Origin of the sequence: Pseudomonas sp. FSL L8-0168 (genome assembly GCF_037976155.1) — a bacterium.
GTDB classification, from domain to species: domain Bacteria; phylum Pseudomonadota; class Gammaproteobacteria; order Pseudomonadales; family Pseudomonadaceae; genus Aquipseudomonas; species Aquipseudomonas paracarnis.
This window is the reverse complement of record NZ_CP150262.1, coordinates 4,677,501-4,695,851: the sequence shown is the minus strand read 5'-3', so window position 1 is coordinate 4,695,851 and position 18,351 is coordinate 4,677,501. Positions and strand designations below refer to the sequence as shown.

General features: G+C 58.4%; 18 protein-coding genes and 1 rRNA gene (1 of these 19 cut by a window edge). 9 read left to right on the top strand and 10 right to left on the bottom strand.

Features of this window, described 5'->3' with window-relative positions:
• Positions 1 to 90: 90 nt before the first annotated feature.
• The gene (estP, locus tag MHH62_RS21640; protein WP_339231869.1) at positions 91 to 2,013 is read right to left on the bottom strand and encodes an esterase EstP; all 1,923 of its coding nucleotides are present in this window, start codon (positions 2,011 to 2,013) and stop codon (positions 91 to 93) included.
• 412 nt (positions 2,014 to 2,425) lie between these two features.
• Here estP and MHH62_RS21635 point away from each other — a divergent pair, with 412 nt between their 5' ends.
• The 4 genes from MHH62_RS21635 (at position 2,426) to MHH62_RS21620 (ending at position 5,750) form a co-directional block, all read left to right on the top strand.
• A complete protein-coding gene (locus MHH62_RS21635) occupies positions 2,426 to 3,019 on the top strand; it encodes an aminodeoxychorismate/anthranilate synthase component II (RefSeq protein ID WP_339231867.1) in 594 nt (197 codons plus the stop codon).
• Positions 3,020 to 3,028: 9 nt separating this feature from the next.
• Positions 3,029 to 4,078 (top strand): anthranilate phosphoribosyltransferase, encoded by a 1,050-nt coding sequence (trpD, locus tag MHH62_RS21630; protein ID WP_003194694.1) that lies wholly within the window; start codon positions 3,029 to 3,031, stop codon positions 4,076 to 4,078.
• Positions 4,075 to 4,911 carry an indole-3-glycerol phosphate synthase TrpC gene (gene trpC, locus MHH62_RS21625; protein WP_014720168.1) on the top strand — a complete coding sequence of 279 codons (837 nt, stop codon included), beginning with the start codon at positions 4,075 to 4,077 and terminating at the stop codon, positions 4,909 to 4,911. Before trpD ends, trpC begins: the two co-directional genes overlap by 4 nt.
• A 143-nt stretch (positions 4,912 to 5,054) precedes the next feature.
• The gene (locus MHH62_RS21620) at positions 5,055 to 5,750 is read left to right on the top strand and encodes a lipoate--protein ligase family protein (RefSeq protein ID WP_014720167.1); all 696 of its coding nucleotides are present in this window, start codon (positions 5,055 to 5,057) and stop codon (positions 5,748 to 5,750) included.
• Here the strand turns inward: MHH62_RS21620 and crp are convergent.
• Positions 5,747 to 6,391 carry a cAMP-activated global transcriptional regulator CRP gene (crp, locus tag MHH62_RS21615; protein ID WP_014720166.1) on the bottom strand — a complete coding sequence of 215 codons (645 nt, stop codon included), beginning with the start codon at positions 6,389 to 6,391 and terminating at the stop codon, positions 5,747 to 5,749. The two genes, MHH62_RS21620 and crp, sit on opposite strands and share 4 nt — an antisense overlap.
• 245 nt (positions 6,392 to 6,636) lie before the next feature.
• Here crp and MHH62_RS21610 point away from each other — a divergent pair, with 245 nt between their 5' ends.
• The gene (locus MHH62_RS21610; RefSeq protein ID WP_003194686.1) at positions 6,637 to 7,059 is read left to right on the top strand and encodes an OsmC family protein; all 423 of its coding nucleotides are present in this window, start codon (positions 6,637 to 6,639) and stop codon (positions 7,057 to 7,059) included.
• Between the two features lie 47 nt (positions 7,060 to 7,106).
• On the opposite strand, the gene coq7 is transcribed toward MHH62_RS21610, so the two are convergent.
• From coq7 to hemJ, 6 genes are all read right to left on the bottom strand, one after another.
• Positions 7,107 to 7,754 (bottom strand): 2-polyprenyl-3-methyl-6-methoxy-1,4-benzoquinone monooxygenase, encoded by a 648-nt coding sequence (gene coq7 / locus MHH62_RS21605; protein ID WP_003194684.1) that lies wholly within the window; start codon positions 7,752 to 7,754, stop codon positions 7,107 to 7,109.
• Between the two features lie 85 nt (positions 7,755 to 7,839).
• Positions 7,840 to 8,178, bottom strand: coding sequence for a histidine triad nucleotide-binding protein (locus tag MHH62_RS21600; protein WP_003194682.1), 339 nt, complete (start codon positions 8,176 to 8,178; stop codon positions 7,840 to 7,842).
• 45 nt (positions 8,179 to 8,223) lie between these two features.
• The gene (locus MHH62_RS21595) at positions 8,224 to 9,012 is read right to left on the bottom strand and encodes an SDR family oxidoreductase (RefSeq protein ID WP_003194680.1); all 789 of its coding nucleotides are present in this window, start codon (positions 9,010 to 9,012) and stop codon (positions 8,224 to 8,226) included.
• Between the two features lie 61 nt (positions 9,013 to 9,073).
• Positions 9,074 to 10,030 carry a DUF805 domain-containing protein gene (locus MHH62_RS21590; protein ID WP_032903899.1) on the bottom strand — a complete coding sequence of 319 codons (957 nt, stop codon included), beginning with the start codon at positions 10,028 to 10,030 and terminating at the stop codon, positions 9,074 to 9,076.
• A 68-nt stretch (positions 10,031 to 10,098) separates the two neighbouring features.
• Positions 10,099 to 11,061, bottom strand: a complete 963-nt coding sequence (locus tag MHH62_RS21585; RefSeq protein WP_014720163.1) for a nitronate monooxygenase family protein — start codon at positions 11,059 to 11,061, stop codon at positions 10,099 to 10,101.
• A 24-nt stretch (positions 11,062 to 11,085) separates the two neighbouring features.
• Positions 11,086 to 11,514, bottom strand: a complete 429-nt coding sequence (gene hemJ / locus MHH62_RS21580; protein WP_103452374.1) for a protoporphyrinogen oxidase HemJ — start codon at positions 11,512 to 11,514, stop codon at positions 11,086 to 11,088.
• Positions 11,515 to 11,648: 134 nt separating this feature from the next.
• Between hemJ and argC the strand changes: the two genes are divergently transcribed.
• Together argC and erpA are read left to right on the top strand one after the other, a co-directional pair.
• Positions 11,649 to 12,683, top strand: a complete 1,035-nt coding sequence (argC, locus tag MHH62_RS21575; RefSeq protein ID WP_014720162.1) for an N-acetyl-gamma-glutamyl-phosphate reductase — start codon at positions 11,649 to 11,651, stop codon at positions 12,681 to 12,683.
• A gap of 165 nt (positions 12,684 to 12,848) precedes the next feature.
• A complete protein-coding gene (erpA, locus tag MHH62_RS21570; RefSeq protein WP_003176443.1) occupies positions 12,849 to 13,199 on the top strand; it encodes an iron-sulfur cluster insertion protein ErpA in 351 nt (116 codons plus the stop codon).
• A 65-nt stretch (positions 13,200 to 13,264) separates the two neighbouring features.
• Here the strand turns inward: erpA and MHH62_RS21565 are convergent, their stop codons facing one another.
• Both MHH62_RS21565 and MHH62_RS21560 read right to left on the bottom strand, forming a co-directional pair.
• Positions 13,265 to 14,356 carry an anhydro-N-acetylmuramic acid kinase gene (locus MHH62_RS21565; protein ID WP_339231863.1) on the bottom strand — a complete coding sequence of 364 codons (1,092 nt, stop codon included), beginning with the start codon at positions 14,354 to 14,356 and terminating at the stop codon, positions 13,265 to 13,267.
• Positions 14,357 to 14,359: 3 nt separating this feature from the next.
• Positions 14,360 to 15,772: a peptidoglycan DD-metalloendopeptidase family protein gene (locus tag MHH62_RS21560; protein WP_014720159.1), complete on the bottom strand. Its 1,413-nt coding sequence runs from the start codon at positions 15,770 to 15,772 to the stop codon at positions 14,360 to 14,362.
• A gap of 209 nt (positions 15,773 to 15,981) precedes the next feature.
• On the opposite strand from MHH62_RS21560, the gene tyrS reads away from it, so the two are divergent.
• Both tyrS and MHH62_RS21550 read left to right on the top strand, forming a co-directional pair.
• Positions 15,982 to 17,181, top strand: a complete 1,200-nt coding sequence (gene tyrS, locus MHH62_RS21555; protein WP_038451711.1) for a tyrosine--tRNA ligase — start codon at positions 15,982 to 15,984, stop codon at positions 17,179 to 17,181.
• A gap of 495 nt (positions 17,182 to 17,676) precedes the next feature.
• Positions 17,677 to 18,351, top strand: a 16S ribosomal RNA gene (locus MHH62_RS21550) (it continues 862 nt past the right edge of the window).

The window sequence follows — 18,351 nt, the reverse complement described above, 5'->3', positions numbered from 1 at the left end:
CCGCGATGGCGGTGTGTCACTTGAGATATTCAGTGACTGATCCACCGCCATCGCAGGCAAGCCAGCTCCCACATTTGTTTTGCGCAGTATTTAGAAATCCAGACTGACCCCGACATTGATGCCTTGCTGGGTCAAATTGTCGTCCTTCCTCAGGCTATACGCCGCGCGCAGTGCCAGGTCCTGAGTCAGCTTGTGGCTGACACCCAGGCTCAAGCGGTCAGAATTACTGCGAGGCGTATACCCGTCGAGCTTGAAGTCGATCCCCTGCACGCTGTTGAGCGAAATGTTCACCTTCTGGGTGTCATTTTCAAACTCATGCTCGTGGGCCACTTCGCCAAAAACCTGGGTTTGCGGCGTGATGCGGTAGCTGCCTTGCAGGCCGACGCCCAGGCGTTTGGAGTCGCGTTGTTGATCGTCAAAGGTCAGGGCGGTGGAGCGGCTGCTTTTCTCCGAGTAACCATTGACTTCAACCCGCGCGTAATCGGCGCTGATGAACGGCGAGAGGTGCCAGTCGCTGCCCGGCGCGGCGATGTCATACCCCACGCGGCCGCTCAGGGCCCAGAGCCAGCCATCGGTGTCACCTTTCTCCGAGCCTTCGCTGACACCCAGCGCAAACTTGCGTTTGAGGCTGTCAAAGTCCAGCTTGCCGCCGGTCAATGCGGCATCGGCCCACCAGTGGTTCTGCTGATACTGAGCGAATGCCGTGCCCATATAGCTGTTGAGCTTGTAGTCCGAATCATTGGCGCCGGCTTCGAGAGTCTGCCGATACAGGCCGGCGGCAACGCCTACGCGCCAGTTTTCATCGAGCCGGTAGCTGCCACCGATATTCAGGTTATAGCCGCTGCCGTCGCCACTGGCCGAGCTGCTCTGATCATCGAAATCCAGGCGTTGGCCTCCGCCGGCCACTATGGCGCGCCATTGGCCGACGGCTTGCCAGCTGCCGTTGTCTGCTTGCCATTGGTTACGCAGCTCGTCCTGGTGGGCGCGCAATGTGCCTTGGGCCATTTCCGGCAGCAAGGTCAGTTCCCACGGCGCGGCGAGTAGCGAATAGGCGTAGTCGGCAATCAAGCGTTGCCCGGCCACGGTAGGGTGGACCGAGTCGTTGTAGATCAGCTTGGTTGGGTCCGGGTTGGTGCCGCCGATGCCATAGGTTGGGTTGGCGGTGCAACTGTTACCGCTGAAGCAGGTGCCCGTCAGGTTCTGCTCGGTGGCTAGGCCGAAGCGCGCTGGATCGGCGAAGGCCTCGTTCAACAGCAGCGGGATGTTCAGCGGGATAACCTGCGCATCCACTTGTGACAGACGCTGTACCAGGGACTGGTTGAAAATAGTGCTCAGGGCCGAAGTCGCTGCTTGCTGTGGGGTGCCGTTGATGGCCGGCGTCAGGCCCAGGTCGGGTAGCATCCACACCATAATGTAACGCGCGCCGGCTTGTTGCAGGGCCTGGGCGCTGTCCGCCAGCCTGCCACCGGCGGCGACCGCTTGAGCGGGGCTGAGTACCCGGCCTTGCAGGAAGTCATTGCCGCCACCGGAAAGGAAGTAAAGTGCGTTCGGGTCGGCTCTCCCACCATTAGCCGGCAGATAGCCCTGCCGACTGCGCAACACAGTGCCGCCCCCGGGGTTGCCTGGGGGAATCGCAGCATTGGAGACTGAGGTAATGGAGTCGAGGATATTGTCGGTACGGTAGCCACCCACTGCCCAGTTGTTGCCGTCTGGCAAACCCTGGGCTGCGCGGACCGGTGAGGTGGAAGCATTCAGGTCGTTGGGAGTGACGCCCAGTTTCGTGCCCAGCAGGGTCGATGAGACCAGGCCGTATTCACCCTGGAAGGTCGGCCCGGTTCGGTTGGTAAAGCGCAATGTGGCGCCGGCCGAACCGTCGGGAAACTGGCCTGCATCCGCCAGGCTGTCGCCGAAAACCACCATGGTTGAATAAGGTGACGGGGCTGCGAACGCCTGGGCGCAGGCCAATGATAGGAGGCAGCCGGCAAGGGGCGCGAAAAACGCTGGTCTGAGCATGCAAGATTCCATTGGGTTGTTTTTATGTCGGAAGTGAAACACTAGCAAAATTTCTGGCATTTTCTGTAGGGAAATCCGGAATCCACCTACGTTGCGTCCCCGTATTTGCGGCTCCATATTGCACCGCTGGCGAGCCTACGTTACTGTGCCTGAACGTATGAATGAGACCCTCCCCGTGTTGATCATCAGCAAACTCTTGATGCGAGTAGTCAAGGCACACGCCCGTTGGCGTTGGCGCGCCTGACATTTTTCTCTGCCGGCCTGGCCGGACCTGTACCGATTTGCCTTCTTCACCCGTTGTCTGACGCCCCTTGCCAACTCACCCTGGCAACCGGAACGTGCGTCTGGCAGCGGGTCACACGCTTGGAAGGCGGTCATTTGAAATCAGTGAATTCAAGAGGTTTGAACCCACATGTTGCTGATGATTGATAACTACGACTCCTTTACCTACAACGTTGTGCAGTACCTGGGCGAACTGGGTGCCGAGGTCAAGGTGGTGCGCAACGATGAACTTACCGTTGCTGAAATCGCTGCGCTGAACCCCGAGCGCATCGTGGTTTCGCCTGGCCCGTGCACGCCGACCGAGGCGGGCATCTCTCTGGAAGCTATCCAGTATTTCGCCGGCAAGCTGCCGATCCTGGGCGTCTGCCTGGGCCATCAGTCCATCGGCCAGGCGTTTGGCGGTGATGTGGTGCGCGCGCGCGAGGTCATGCACGGCAAGACCAGCCCGGTGTTCCATCGGGATTTGGGTGTATTCAATGGCTTGAACCTGCCGGTGACCGTGACCCGTTACCACTCTCTGGTGGTCAAGCGTGAAACCTTGCCCGAATGCCTGGAACTGACCGCCTGGACCCAATTGGAAGACGGCTCGGTCGACGAGATCATGGGCCTGCGCCACAAGACACTGAACGTCGAAGGGGTGCAATTTCACCCTGAATCAATCCTGACCGAGCAGGGCTACGAGCTGTTCGCCAACTTTCTCAAGCAGAGCGGCGGCACGCGCTAAGGACTTTTCATGGATATCAAGACTGCCCTGAGCCGTATCGTCGGCCATCTGGACCTGAGCACCGCGGAAATGAGCGATGTGATGCGCGAGATCATGACCGGTCAATGCACCGATGCTCAGATCGGCGCTTTTATGATGGCGATGCGCATGAAGAGCGAAAGCATCGACGAAATCGTCGGTGCGGTGTCGGTGATGCGTGAGCTGGCGGACAAGGTCGAACTCAAGACCCTCGACGGCGTCGTCGATGTAGTGGGCACCGGCGGTGACGGTGCGAATATTTTCAACGTGTCGACCGCCTCATCCTTCGTGGTGGCCGCCGCTGGTTGCACCGTCGCCAAGCACGGGAACCGCGCGGTGTCTGGCAAGAGCGGCAGTGCCGACTTGCTGGAAGCTGCCGGTATTTACCTGAACCTCACGCCGGTGCAAGTAGCGCGCTGCATCGACAGCGTTGGCATTGGCTTCATGTTTGCTCAGTCCCATCACGGCGCGATGAAGCACGCTGCCGGCCCGCGCAAGGACCTTGGCCTGCGTACCCTGTTCAACATGCTCGGCCCGCTTACGAATCCGGCCGGTGTGAAGCATCAGGTGGTGGGCGTGTTCAGCCAGGCGCTGTGCCGGCCGCTGGCCGAAGTATTACAACGCTTGGGCAGCAAGCACGTGCTGGTGGTGCACTCCAAGGATGGCCTCGACGAATTCAGCCTGGCGGCGCCGACCTTCGTGGCGGAGCTGAAGAACGACGAGGTCACCGAATATTGGGTCGAACCTGAAGACCTGGGTATGAAAAGCCAGAGCTTGCACGGCCTGGCGGTGGAAAGCCCGGCGGCTTCGTTGGAGTTGATTCGTGATGCTCTGGGGCGTCGCAAGACCGAAAACGGTCAGAAAGCTGCGGAAATGATTGTGCTCAACGCTGGCGCAGCACTTTACGCCGCCGACCATGCCTATAGTCTCAAGGAAGGTGTCGCCTTGGCCCACGATGCGCTGCACACCGGCCTGGCTCGTGAGAAGCTCGAAGAGCTGGGAGCATTCACCGCCGTATTCAAGATGGAGAATGAAGGATGAGTGTGCCAACCGTTCTGGAAAAGATCCTGGCCCGCAAGGCTGAAGAAGTGGCCGAGCGCCGCGCCCGCGTGGGCCTGGCCGAGTTGGAAGCCCAGGCGAAAAGCGCCGATGCGCCACGCGGCTTTGCCAATGCCTTGATCGCCCAGGCCAAGCTCAAGCAGCCGGCCGTGATCGCCGAGGTCAAGAAAGCCTCGCCGAGCAAGGGGGTGATTCGCGAGAACTTTGTACCCGCCGAGATCGCCGCCAGTTATGAGAAGGGTGGGGCGACTTGCCTGTCCGTACTGACGGATATCGACTACTTCCAAGGTTCAGACCTGTTTCTGCAACAGGCGCGCGCCGCGTGCAAGTTGCCGGTGATCCGCAAGGATTTCATGGTGGACCCGTACCAGATCGTTGAAGCCCGAGCCTTGGGTGCCGACTGCGTGTTGCTGATTGTCTCCGCATTGGATGACGTGAAGATGGCCGAGCTGGCGGCCGTGGCCAAAAGCGTCGGCCTGGACGTGCTGGTCGAAGTACACGACGGCGACGAACTGGAGCGCGCATTGAAGACCCTCGATACTCCGCTGGTGGGCGTCAACAACCGTAACCTGCATACCTTCGACGTCAGCCTGGAAACCACCCTCGACCTGCTGCCGCGTATCCCGCGCGATCGTCTGGTGATTACCGAGAGTGGCATCGTCAACCGCGCCGATGTGGAACTGATGGAAATCAGTGGCGTGTACTCGTTCCTGGTGGGCGAGACGTTTATGCGCGCAGAGAACCCGGGGGCGGAGCTGCAGCGCTTGTTCTTCCCGGAGCGCGGTACGACGATCAGCGGTTCGACACTAGACTGATTTGAAATACGCTCGGAACTGTAGGAGCTGGCTTGCCTGCGATAGCGGCGGGTCAGCCAACCTCTGTGTAGCTGACACACCGCTATCGCAGGCAAGCCAGCTCCCACATTGGTTTTGTGTTTATTCAGGTAGGTAGGTGTTCGATGCTCCAGCCCGTGATCATGACTGTCGAAGCAGGCCTTGCCGCCGAGCAAGACCTATTGGCAGCCGTTTGCGCGGGTGAGCAGGCATTCGGATTGCTGTTCTGGCAGCCCAGTGACCAAGCACTGGTCATGCCGCGCCGTTTGAGCCGGCTGCCGGCATTCGCGGTGGCGAGCCAGGTTTCGGCCGATGCGGGTTGGCCGGTATTGCTGCGTGAAACCGGTGGTGAGCCGGTGCCGCAGTCCGGCGCCACGGTCAATATCGCCCTGGTCTATGCCCCACCGCGCAGTGAAAGCGACCAGGGGCGCATCGAAACCGGCTATCAGCGCTTGTGCCAACCGATTTGTGATCTGTTGATCGAGTTGGGTGGCGATGCGTCCGTCGGCGAAATTGACGGTGCCTTTTGCGACGGCCGTTACAACGTCAACCTCAATGGCCGCAAAATGGTGGGCACTGCCCAGCGTTGGCGACAAAGCGGTGGCCGCCCGGTCGGGTTGGTGCACGGGGCGATGTTGCTGGAGAATGATCGTGAGCAATTGATTGCGGCGGTCAACCGCTTCAATCAAGCCTGCGGTTTGGAGCAGCGGGTTCGCGCCGATAGCCATATCGCACTGCACGAAGCGTTTACGGCGCCGGATGCGATCCGTCGGCTCGACACGTTGTACCGTCAGATGCTGGCTGGCTTCCTGCCGGTTTAACGGGTACCGAACACCACCATCGTCTTGCCTTTGACGTGCACCAAGTTGCGTTCTTCCAAGTCCTTGAGCACGCGGCCGACCATTTCTCGTGAACACCCGACAATACGTCCGATCTCCTGGCGCGTGACTTTGATCTGCATGCCGTCGGGATGGGTCATGGCATCGGGTTGCTTGCATAGGTCCAACAGGCAGCGAGCGACGCGGCCGGTGACATCAAAGAACGCCAGGTCGCCGACTTTGCGGGTGGTGTCGCGCAGGCGCTGGGCGATCTGACCGCTCAGGGCGTACAAGATGTCCGGATCATGCTGGGCCAATTCGCGAAATTTTGCATAGCTGATTTCGGCCACTTCGCACTCAACTTTGGCTCGTACCCAAGCACTGCGTTCCTGCTCTTTGCCTGCTTGTTCAAACAAACCCAGCTCCCCGAAGAAGTCTCCGGCGTTGAGATAGGCAATGATCATCTCACGGCCATCCTCATCCTCGATCAGGATGGTGACTGAGCCCTTGATGATGAAAAACAGGGTTTCTGAGCGCTCGCCGGCGCAGATGATGTTGTGCTTGGCCGGATGACGTCGGCGCTGGCAATGCAGCAACAGCTTGTCGAGGTTCTTGATCTTGGGTGTGGGAGTAAGAGCAACCATGGTTGTATCCCGAAAAGACTGCGCGGTGTAGTTGGCGTTGTTTTTATCCAGCGGCATCTCATTGATATACGCTGTACAAGTCATGGCAATGCGCCATTCATTTGGCGCCAGCTTACCAGACACCTTCTGTCGCGATTAGCCAATTTAGCGGCAAACGCTGTCATTTATCGAATTTATGCAGAGCGCTGTTGTTTCAAGGCCCTGTGCTAAGCTGGCGACCCTTTTTTAGCAGTGGAGTCTGGGCGATGAAGGCACGCATCCAATGGGCGGGCGAAGCCATGTTCCTCGGTGAGTCGGGCAGCGGCCATGTGGTGGTCATGGACGGTCCGCCGGAAGCCGGCGGTCGTAACCTGGGTGTACGCCCCATGGAAATGTTGCTGCTGGGTGTGGGTGGTTGCAGCAATTTTGACGTGGTCAGCATCTTGAAGAAGTCCCGCCAGGCCGTAGAAAGCTGCGAAGCCTTCCTGGAAGCTGAACGCGCCACTGAAGACCCCAAGGTTTTTACCAAGATCCATATGCATTTCGTGGTCAAGGGCCGGGCGCTGAAAGAAGCCCAGGTCAAGCGTGCCATCGAGCTGTCGGCAGAGAAGTACTGCTCAGCATCGATCATGCTGGGGGCCGCGGGCGTGGTCATTACCCACGACTACGAAATCATCGAGCTGGGTTGATTGCAGCAGGCAAAAGAAAGGGCGCTTCGGGCGCCCTTTTTTTCGGTTCAGATTCGATAAGTGCTTTTGGTCATGACCTTGGCCAACAGGCTCATGCCGAACCGTACCGGGGCTGGAAAGCGGAAGCCGCCCGCGTCCAGCGCGCTTTCTGCATGGTGCTCTTCGTCAATGCGCATCTGCTCAAGAATGGCCCGTGACTTTTCGTCTTCGGCCGGCAGTTGCTCCAGGTGTTCATCCAGGTGCTTGCACACCTGATGTTCTGTCGCGGCCACAAACCCCAGGCTGACTTTGTCACTGATCAGCCCGGCAGCCGCGCCGATACCAAACGACAAGCCATAAAACAGTGGGTTGAGCACGCTGGGATGGCTGCCCAACTGGCGGATGCGTTGTTCGCACCAGGCCAGATGGTCGATCTCTTCCTCGGCCGCATGCTCCATCGCCGTGCGTACCTGTGGCAACTTGGCGGTCAGCGCCTGGCCCTGGTACAGCGCCTGGGCACAGACTTCGCCGGTATGGTTGATGCGCATCAGGCCTGCGACGTGACGGGTGTCGGTCTCGCTCAACTGTACATCCGGCTGCACGATGGCGGGCGATGGGCGGTAGGGCTGGCCACTGAACGGCAGCAGGGTGCGCATGGCCATGTCGGCTTGCAGCAACAGACGGTCAATTGGCGAGTAGTGACGTTGGGTAGTCATGCTGACCTCCGGGAAGAATCTCGGCGGCCAGTTTACCGCAAGAGAGCGTCCAGCGTTTGTGCTGAGTCAATTTGCCCTTGTGCACTCAGCCCGGTGGCCAGTTCATCTGGCGCTGACCCAGCACGTGCATATGGATGTGGTAAACGGTTTGCCCGCCGTCTTCATTGCAATTCATCACCACACGAAAGCCTTTTTCGCAGCCTTGTTCCACGGCCAGGCGTTGGGCGGTGAACAGGATATGGCCGGCCAGCGCCTTATCGTCCTCGGTCAGGTCGTTGAGGGTACGAATGGGTTTTTTCGGGATAACCAGGAAATGCACTGGTGCCTGGGGGGCGATATCGTGAAAAGCCAGGACTTGGTCATCTTCATAGATGATCTTCGCCGGTATTTCCCTGTTGATGATCTTGGTGAACAGAGTATCCACAGCTGTATCTCCATCGTGAAAAGTGAGGTAAGTGTACGTAGGCCGTCAGCGCGGGCAATAGGCCTTGTTGATGGCACCGGCAATTTTGCGGGTCAGCCAGCGGGGGCTCAGGCGTGGGCTGAACGTCAGCCAACGATTGCGGCGCCCGGGAATGATGATGGCCTTGTTCTTTTCCAGCGCCCGCACGGTGTAGAGCGCGACTTCTTCCGGGCTCATCAGTTGCTGGCTGCGGTCGAGTTTCGCCGTATCCATCTGCGCGGTGCCGAAGAATGCGGTGCGCGTAGGGCCAGGGCACAGCACTGAAACCTTGATGCCGCAGGTCTTCAATTCCTCGCGCAACCCTTCGGAGAAGTGCAGCACGTAGGCTTTGCTGGCGTAGTAGCTGCTCATCCACGGCCCAGGCTGGAAGGCCGCGACCGAAGCCACATTGAGGATTTGCCCGCCGCCATGCAGGGCCATGGCATTGCCCAGTGCGTGGCACATGCGGGTCAAGGCCAGGATGTTGACTTCGATGAGGTCCTGCTCGGTCATCCAGTCCTGGGCCAGGAACGGCCCGCTGGTGCCGATGCCGGCGCAGTTGACCAGCAGGTCGATCTGTCGCTCACCCTCTTCGAGCTCCAGCAAAAAGCCGGACAAGCGCAGCGGCTCGCCCAAATCACAGGCGCGAAACAGTACCTCGACGCCGAAGCGTTGGGTCAATTCCAATGCAATGCTTTCCAACTGATCACGCTGGCGGGCCACCAGGATCAAGCTACGGCCACGCCGTGCCAAGGCTTCGGCCAATGCCAGGCCGATGCCACTGGAGGCGCCGGTGATCAGAGCGTAACGGGTCATGCCTTTCTCCATCGCAACGCCGCCGGCCCATGACAGTGCGTCACAGGCGGCCGGCGTTTCTTCACTGTTCTGGAGAGTCTACAGGTTCGGCTGCATCGTCAGCACTTTGCGCTGCGGCTTCGTCAACGATAGCGCTTTGATCGGCGTCTGCATCGGAGGTGATGGAGCTGCTTTCGTAGCTGCTGTCCATGTTGGCTTCAAGCTGGTCCAGGTAGCCGTTCATGCCCAGGGTGACGACGATGATGAGCATCAAGGGAATGAACGCCAGCCACAGCGAGGCCAGGATTTTCACCGCAGTGGAGTTGCGTGGTGGTGGCGCGCCGTATTGGTTGGCGCCCGTGTTGCCTGGCAATACCAGCAACAGCAGCGGGAAAACACTGTTAACCAGCGGAACCAGGTTGAGCAGGTAAAGCCAGCCAGACCAGCCCAGGTCATGCAGGCGCTGCACGCCGATTTGCACGCTCACCACTACCAGTGCCACAAACAGCGCGAAACCCAGCAGTGAGCCAATAATGATGGCGATGGTTGGCGAGGCTGTCGCCACCGCGAAGCCCACCGTACTGATGATGCCCGCTGCCACCAACATCGCGACGGTCAGTGCCAGCGTCCAGGCCAGGTAGCGCAGGCGCCCGATGCGCCCGTGGATGGTGAAGACCTTGAGGGTTGCGAACTCCGGCAGGTCGTCGCCAACGGCAGCGCGTGGGGGAGCATAAGGTGAGGCGGCGGCGCGGTCAGCGGTTGACGAGCTTGTTTCGTGGGTTTCTGCCAGGCTGAATGCCACAGGTTGTTCGGCCTCGATGCGAGCGTCGACCCCGGCGTTGTGCAGTGCCGTGAGGTAAGTTTGCGCGTCGGGGTGGGACAGGTCGCGCTTGAGCGCGACGGGGCGGCCGGTGAAGAGCTTTTCGATCGCTTCAACATCGCTTTTGAATAACTCGGCGAGGTTCAGCTTGGCGGTGGTGCTTTCGACACCTGGGCGCAAGGCTCCGTCAAACACAATCTTGAAACGGCTGTCGCTCATGCGGGCATCCTTGTCACTTAATCAGGGAGAGTATGCAGGCCTGTCCAATCGGCAGGCCTGCCAGTGGGTCAGCGTGGCCAGCGCAGTTGCGCGGCGTGCTCGCGTGCTTTGCGGTATTCGGCATCCAGGCGGGCAACGAGGTCATCCACACTGGGTACATCATTGATCTCACCGACGCCTTGGCCAGCAGACCATACAGTTTTCCACGCTTTGGCCTCATCGCTCAATGGCTTGAGCTTGGAACCGAAGTTGACTTCACCTTTGCCTTGAAGCGCAGCGAGGTCAAACCCGGCATTTTCCAGGCTCTGGCGCATGAAGCTGGCAGGTACGCCGGAGACTGCTGGAGTGTGCACGATGTCGGCGGCGCGCGATGTGAGCAGCATCTCCTTATACGCATCCGGTGCCTGGCTTTCGGTGGTGCCGATAAAGCGCGTGCCGAAATATGCCAGGTCTGCCCCCAGCACCTGGGCGGCGAGGATTTCGTGCCCATGGTTAAGGCAGCCCGCCAGCAGTAGGGTTTTGTCGAAGAACTGGCGAATTTCGGCAATCAGTGAAAAGGGGCTCCAGGTGCCAGCGTGGCCACCCGCACCAGCGGCGACGGCAATGAGGCCATCAACACCCGCTTCAGCGGCTTTCTCGGCATGGCGTCGGGTAGTGACGTCATGAAATACCAGGCCGCCGTAGCTATGAACCGCGTCCACCAACTCCTTTACCGCACCGAGACTGGTGATGACGATGGGCACCTTGTGCTCGACGCAGATCGCCAGGTCTGCCTCCAGGCGCGGGTTGCTGTTGTGCACGATCAGGTTCACGGCATAGGGCGCAGGGTTGTCCAACTGAGCCAGGCCCGCTTCGATTTCTTCCAGCCAGGCCTTGAAGCCACTGCTTTCGCGTTGGTTGAGCGCCGGGAAACTCCCAACTACCCCGTTGCGACAGCAGGCCAGGACCAGTTGCGGATTAGAGATCAGAAACATCGGCGCGGCCACCACGGGCAGGCGCAGACGTTGTTCCAGCAGAGCGGGCAGCGACATTGGAGGTTCCCCGAGTAATTGACGTTAGAACGGTTTGACCACGACCAAAATTACGATAGCCAGCAATATCAGAACCGGGACTTCATTGAACCAGCGATAAAAGACATGGCTGCGGGTGTTTTCGCCACGGGCGAAGCGCTTTAACTGTGCGCCGCACATGTGATGGTAGCCAATCAGCAGGACGACCAGGGTCAACTTGGCGTGGATCCAGGCGCCCGACTGGAAAATGCCGGGGTTGAGGGCCAGCATCCAGATGCCGAAAACCAGTGTGGCAACCATCGCAGGGCCCATGATGCCCCGGTACAACTTGCGCTCCATGATGCTGAAGCGTTCCTTGCTGACGGTGTCTTCGCTTTGGGCGTGGTAGACAAACAGGCGCGGCAGGTAGAACAGCCCGGCAAACCAGCAAACGATGCTGACGATATGGAAGGCTTTGACCCATAGATAGAGCATTTTAGTTATTCCCAGGTTCACGGTAGCGAAGATAGTAGTGGCTCATGCGCCCGTACGTCACGTTGACGGTTGTCGCAGGACGATACGGCCCCTATTATCGACGGCTTTCCAGTGGGTTCGTTGAGGGCAGGTTTATGGTCAAGGTCGGTATCGTCGGCGGCACGGGTTACACCGGTGTCGAATTGCTGCGTCTGTTGGCTCAGCATCCGCAAGCTGAGGTGGTGGTCATCACTTCCCGATCCGAAGCCGGGCTGGCCGTGGCCGATATGTACCCGAACCTGCGAGGCCACTATGACGGTCTGGCGTTCAGTGTGCCGGACACCAAAACCCTGGGTGCCTGCGACGTGGTGTTCTTCGCCACGCCTCACGGTGTCGCCCATGCTCTGGCCGGTGAGTTGCTGGCGGCCGGTACCAAGGTTATCGACTTGTCGGCAGACTTCCGCCTGCAAGACGCCGATGAGTGGGCCAAGTGGTACGGCCAGCCCCATGGTGCGCCGCAGCTGTTGGAAGAGGCGGTTTACGGCCTGCCGGAAGTCAATCGCGAGCAGATCAAGCAAGCACGCCTGATTGCGGTGCCGGGTTGCTATCCGACGGCGACGCAATTGGGCTTCCTGCCACTGCTGGAAGCTGGCCTGGCGGATGCGTCGCGGCTGATCGCCGACTGTAAGTCGGGCGTCAGTGGTGCGGGCCGTGGCGCAGCGGTCGGTTCTCTATACTCCGAAACGTCGGAAAGCATGAAAGCCTATGCGGTAAAAGGTCATCGTCACTTGCCGGAAATTCGCCAGGGCCTGCGCCGCGCTGCCGGCCAGGATGTGGGTCTGACCTTCGTGCCGCACCTGACGCCGATGATCCGCGGGATTCACTCCACGCTGTATGCGACTGTCACTGATCGCTCGGTAGACCTGCAGGCGTTGTTTGAAAAACGTTATGCCAATGAGCCGTTCGTCGATGTGATGCCGGCCGGCAGCCATCCGGAAACGCGCAGCGTGCGTGGTGCCAATGTGTGCCGTATTGCGGTGCATCGTCCGCAGGATGGCGACCTGGTGGTGGTGTTGTCGGTGATCGACAATTTGGTCAAGGGCGCTTCGGGCCAGGCGGTGCAGAACATGAATATCCTGTTCGGCCTGGACGAGAAGTTGGGCCTGTCCCACGCGGGGATGTTGCCTTAACGCGGGATCACCGTTGCGCAAAAGGCCCTTTGATCGGGCCTTTTGCATTTTTAATGGTCGCTGGGCGGATTGATATACCGTAACAATAGTTGACCGCTTTTCTAGGAGAAGCGGATAATACCCGCCATTACGCATATGGCGGCGCTACGCCGGGAGATTATCAGCATGAGCGTTGAGTCCTTCACCCCCACGGCTTTGCAATTCACCCACGGTGCTGCGCACAAGGTGAAGAGCCTGGTCGATGAAGAGGGTAATGATCGCTTGAAGCTGCGCGTATTCGTTACGGGCGGCGGTTGTTCAGGGTTTCAGTACGGTTTTACCTTCGATGAAGATGTGGCCGATGACGACACTATCGTTGAGCGCGAGGGTGTAAGCCTAGTCGTGGATCCGATGAGCTTCCAATACCTGGCAGGTGCCGAGGTGGATTATCAGGAAGGTCTGGAAGGCTCGCGTTTCGTGATCAAGAACCCTAATGCCACCACGACGTGTGGTTGCGGGTCTTCGTTCTCGATCTGATCGGTAGCAGATACAAAAACGCCGCTTGGCTTTTATGGGCCAAGCGGCGTTTTGCTGTCTGGGGTTCAGGCGGGGTAGATCGCGCCAAGCACTCGAAGCCCACGTGCGCCAGTGACGCTGGGACGATTGGCGGCAATGCCTTCAAGGCAGCAATGGGCCAGCCAGGCGAAGGCCATTGCCTCTACCCAGTCAGGGTCTACGCCATAGGCCGCTGTAGTGCTGACATGGGTGGAAGGCAGCAACGTTCTCAGCCTGCCCATCAGTGCCCCGTTATGGGCGCCGCCGCCGCAGATCAGCAAGGTTGTTGTGTCAGTCTGGGCGCTTTGCAGGGACTCGACGATGGTCAGGGCCGTCAGCTCCAGCAGGGCGGCCTGTACGTCTTGGGGTTCAAAGGTGGGCAAACGGCCAAGGTGCTGCTGCAGCCAGGCCAGGTTGAACACCTCTCGGCCCGTGCTTTTCGGGCCTTTGGTCATGAAGAACGGATCGCTGAGCAGCGTATTGAGCAGCTGGGGCTGGACCTTGCCGCTGGCCGCCCATTGCCCGTCCCGATCAAAGTGTTCGCCGCGCTGCAGGTGAATCCAGGCATCGAGCAGCACGTTCCCCGGGCCGCAGTCGAAACCGGCGACAGGCTTGCCCGTCTCGATCAGGCTGAGGTTGCTGAACCCGCCTACATTCAATACCGCGCGATTGCCCGTCTGCTCGCCGAACAAGGCTTCATGAAAGGCTGGAACCAAAGGAGCGCCTTGGCCGCCGGCAGCGACATCGCGGCTGCGGAAGTCGCTGACGACGGTGATGCCTGTCAGTTCGGTGAGTAGGGCAGGGTTGCCGATCTGAACGGTGAAACCTCGGGCGGGTTCATGGCGAATCGTCTGGCCATGACTACCAATCGCCCGAATGTCCTGAGGCTTGAGGTTTTGTTGCTCCAGCAAGGCGATGATCCCTTGTGCAGCGAGCGTCACCCATTGCTGCTGGGCAATTGCCGAACGGGCGATTTCATCCGGGCCGCTGGCGCATAGGCTCAGCAGTTCTGTGCGCAAGGCGTCGGGCATTGGGATATAGCGAGTGGCGATCAGATTGATCGCCGCGCCTTGTTCGATAAGGGCGATATCCAGGCCGTCGAGGCTGGTCCCGGACATCACACCGATATAGAGCGGCATACCTTAACGCTTCGCCGAAGCCAGCAAGGTGGAGCGCTCTTGATCCATCCGTGCCATCAGCGGCTGGCTCTGCTGCATGAAGCGCGCGCGTTCGGCCTTGGCAATCGGGTCAGCCATTGGGAGCTTCTGGCCCAGTGGGTCGACGTGTACGCCGTTGACCTGGAACTCATAGTGCAAGTGCGGGCCGGTGGAGAGGCCGGTGGTACCGATGTAACCGATCACTTGGCCCTGTTTCACGTTGCCGCCAGTCTTGACGCCCTTGGCAAAACCTTGCATGTGGCCGTACAGCGTGCGGTACGTGTTGCCGTGCTGGATGATCACCGTATTGCCGTAACCACCACGACGCCCCGCCAACAAGACCTTGCCGTCGCCTGCCGCTTTGATTGGCGTGCCACGCGGCGCGGCATAGTCGACACCCTTGTGCGCGCGAATTTTGTTCAGAATTGGATGCTTGCGGCCCATGGAGAAACGCGAGCTAATACGGGCAAAGTCAACGGGGGTACGGATGAAGGCCTTGCGCATGCTGTTGCCATCAGCTGTGTAGTAGCTGCTGTTGCCCTGTTTGTTGGTGTAGCGCACGGCGGTGTAGGTTTTGCCACGGTTGGTGAAGCGTGCAGACAGAATGTTGCCAGTGCCGACCACTTTTCCGTTGGCTACTTTCTGCTCGTAGATCACGTCGAATTCGTCGCCTTGACGGATGTCCTGAGCGAAGTCGATGTCGTAGCCAAATACGCTGGCCATGTCCATGGTCATGCTATGCGAGAGGCCCGCACGCGCGGCCGATTGCGACAGGGAGCTGTTGATCACGCCGTGTACGTAGGCGGAACGCATGACGGGTTTGGTGGTGATTCGGTTGAATGCGAAGCCTTTGGCGCCTTTGCTCAGGCTGATACTTTCCAGGTCACTGATGCTGGTGTGCAGGTTGTTCAACTGGCCGTCTGGCGTCAGCTCAAATTCAAGCTTCTGGCCACGTTTGAGCTGAGTGAATTGCTTGGCTTGCTTATCGCTGGCGAGCACTTCATTTACAGCGGCGGCAGGCAACCCAACCTTTTCGAACAGGGTAGATAGTGTATCGCCTTTGCCCACGATGACTTCGCGATGCTGGGGATTCTTGGCTGCGGCTGCTGCAGGTGCTTCCTGGGCGGCTTGCTGGGTGTCTTCGGGAGTGCTTTCGATCTGTGCGAAAGGTGACTCAGTTGCTGTGTTTGTGGCTTGTTGAGCGTCGGAAGCGTCTTGATCTTGTGTCAGTTGTTCAACTGGGCTTTCCAGATCGAGGCTCAGGGATGTTCGTTTGGCTTCAACGTCACTGGAAGGGAATACCAGCAGTGCCAGGCTGAGAAGGGCGGCGATACCACTTGCGGCGAGCAGGTGGGTCTTCGGGTAAAGCGGCGGCGCTTTAGACGGTTCAGTGGTCATAAGTAATTTTGACTTTGAAGATGAAATGGAAAAGATGAATGACATGATGAAGATGAAATAACTGTATAAAATATAACCAAATCATCTGTGGCGCAAGCTCGCGAACGCTGGGCTTGCTGAACGGTGTCCGTGCGCAGGGCAAAACTTGTAATTAGTCCCTGATCTTGTATGGTTGGTTCCCTTTTGAATCTGAGCCTTGCGGGTCTGTTATGAAGTCGGTTGAAGAGCAGCTAGCGCTGATAAAACGTGGTGCGGAAGAACTGTTGGTCGAGGCCGAGCTGATCGAAAAGCTCAAGCGTGGCCAACCCCTGCGTATCAAGGCTGGCTTTGATCCGACCGCGCCGGATCTGCACCTGGGTCATACCGTGCTTATTAATAAGCTGCGTCAGTTCCAGGAGTTGGGCCATCAGGTCATCTTCCTTATAGGTGACTTCACCGGGATGATCGGTGATCCAAGCGGCAAGAGCGCTACGCGCCCGCCGCTGACTCGCGAACAGGTGCTCGATAATGCCGAGACCTATAAGACCCAGGTATTCAAGATTCTTGACCCGGCCAAGACCGAGGTGGCGTTCAACTCCACCTGGATGGACAAAATGGGGCCGGCAGATTTCATTCGCCTGACGTCCCAGTACACTGTGGCGCGCATGCTCGAGCGCGATGACTTCGACAAGCGCTACTCGACCAATCAGCCAATCGCCATTCATGAGTTCCTTTACCCGCTGGTTCAAGGGTACGACTCGGTGGCGCTGCGTGCGGATGTCGAGCTGGGTGGCACCGATCAGAAGTTCAACCTGCTGATGGGGCGTGAATTGCAGCGCGCCTATGGTCAGGAGGCTCAGTGCATTCTGACCATGCCATTGCTGGAGGGCTTGGATGGCGTCAAGAAGATGTCCAAGTCCCTGGGTAACTATGTCGGTATCCAGGAAGCGCCGGGTGTGATGTACGGCAAGCTAGTATCTATTCCGGATGCGCTGATGTGGCGCTACTTCGAGCTGTTGAGCTTCCGCTCGATGGACGAGATCAATGGGCTGCGTGCGGATGTCGAGGCGGGCGCTAATCCTCGCGATGTGAAGATTAAGCTGGCTGAAGAAATCGTTGCGCGTTTCCATGGTGAGGAGGCTGCGGCCAACGCTCACCGTGCGGCAGGTAATCGCATGAAAGATGGCGAGCTGCCTGACGATCTGCCCGAGATTGAGCTGACTGCTGCCGAGGCGATGCCGATTGCCGCTGTGCTTAATAAAGCTGGCCTGGTGAAGAATTCAGCGGTCGCGCGTGATCTTTTGGGGGCCGGCGGTGTGCGTATAGATGGTGAGGTGGTTGATCGCACCTTTATATACGAGCTGGGCGCCACTCACGTTTGCCAGGCGGGCAAGAAGGCATTTGCGCGAATTACGCTCAAATCCGAATAAGTCTGAAATAGGTGTTGACGGCGAATTATATCTGTCTATAATTCGCCCCACTTCCGGCGCAGTCGAAACGGAAAACTTCTTGGTAAACAATGAGTTACGCAGTTCTCGACAGCAAGTTGCTTCAGTTCATTGAGGCCAAAAGGAAGTTGAAAAAGAGGTGTTGACAGCAGCGTGTAACGCTGTAGAATTCGCCTCCCGCTTACGAGAGATCGCAAGTGCAAGTGGTTGAAGTTGTTGAAGAAATCTTCGAAAACTTCTGAAAATAACCACTTGACAGCAAATGAGGCTGCTGTAGAATGCGCGCCTCGGTTGAGACGAAAGATCTTAACCAACCGCTCTTTAACAACTGAATCAAGCAATTCGTGTGGGTGCTTGTGGAGTCAGACTGATAGTCAACAAGATTATCAGCATCACAAGTTACTCCGCGAGAAATCAAAGATGTAACCAACGATTGCTGAGCCAAGTTTAGGGTTTCTTAAAAACCCAAAGATGTTTGAACTGAAGAGTTTGATCATGGCTCAGATTGAACGCTGGCGGCAGGCCTAACACATGCAAGTCGAGCGGTAGAGAGAAGCTTGCTTCTCTTGAGAGCGGCGGACGGGTGAGTAATGCCTAGGAATCTGCCTGGTAGTGGGGGATAACGTTCGGAAACGGACGCTAATACCGCATACGTCCTACGGGAGAAAGCAGGGGACCTTCGGGCCTTGCGCTATCAGATGAGCCTAGGTCGGATTAGCTAGTTGGTGAGGTAATGGCTCACCAAGGCGACGATCCGTAACTGGTCTGAGAGGATGATCAGTCACACTGGAACTGAGACACGGTCCAGACTCCTACGGGAGGCAGCAGTGGGGAATATTGGACAATGGGCGAAAGCCTGATCCAGCCATGCCGCGTGTGTGAAGAAGGTCTTCGGATTGTAAAGCACTTTAAGTTGGGAGGAAGGGTTGTAGATTAATACTCTGCAATTTTGACGTTACCGACAGAATAAGCACCGGCTAACTCTGTGCCAGCAGCCGCGGTAATACAGAGGGTGCAAGCGTTAATCGGAATTACTGGGCGTAAAGCGCGCGTAGGTGGTTTGTTAAGTTGGATGTGAAATCCCCGGGCTCAACCTGGGAACTGCATTCAAAACTGACTGACTAGAGTATGGTAGAGGGTGGTGGAATTTCC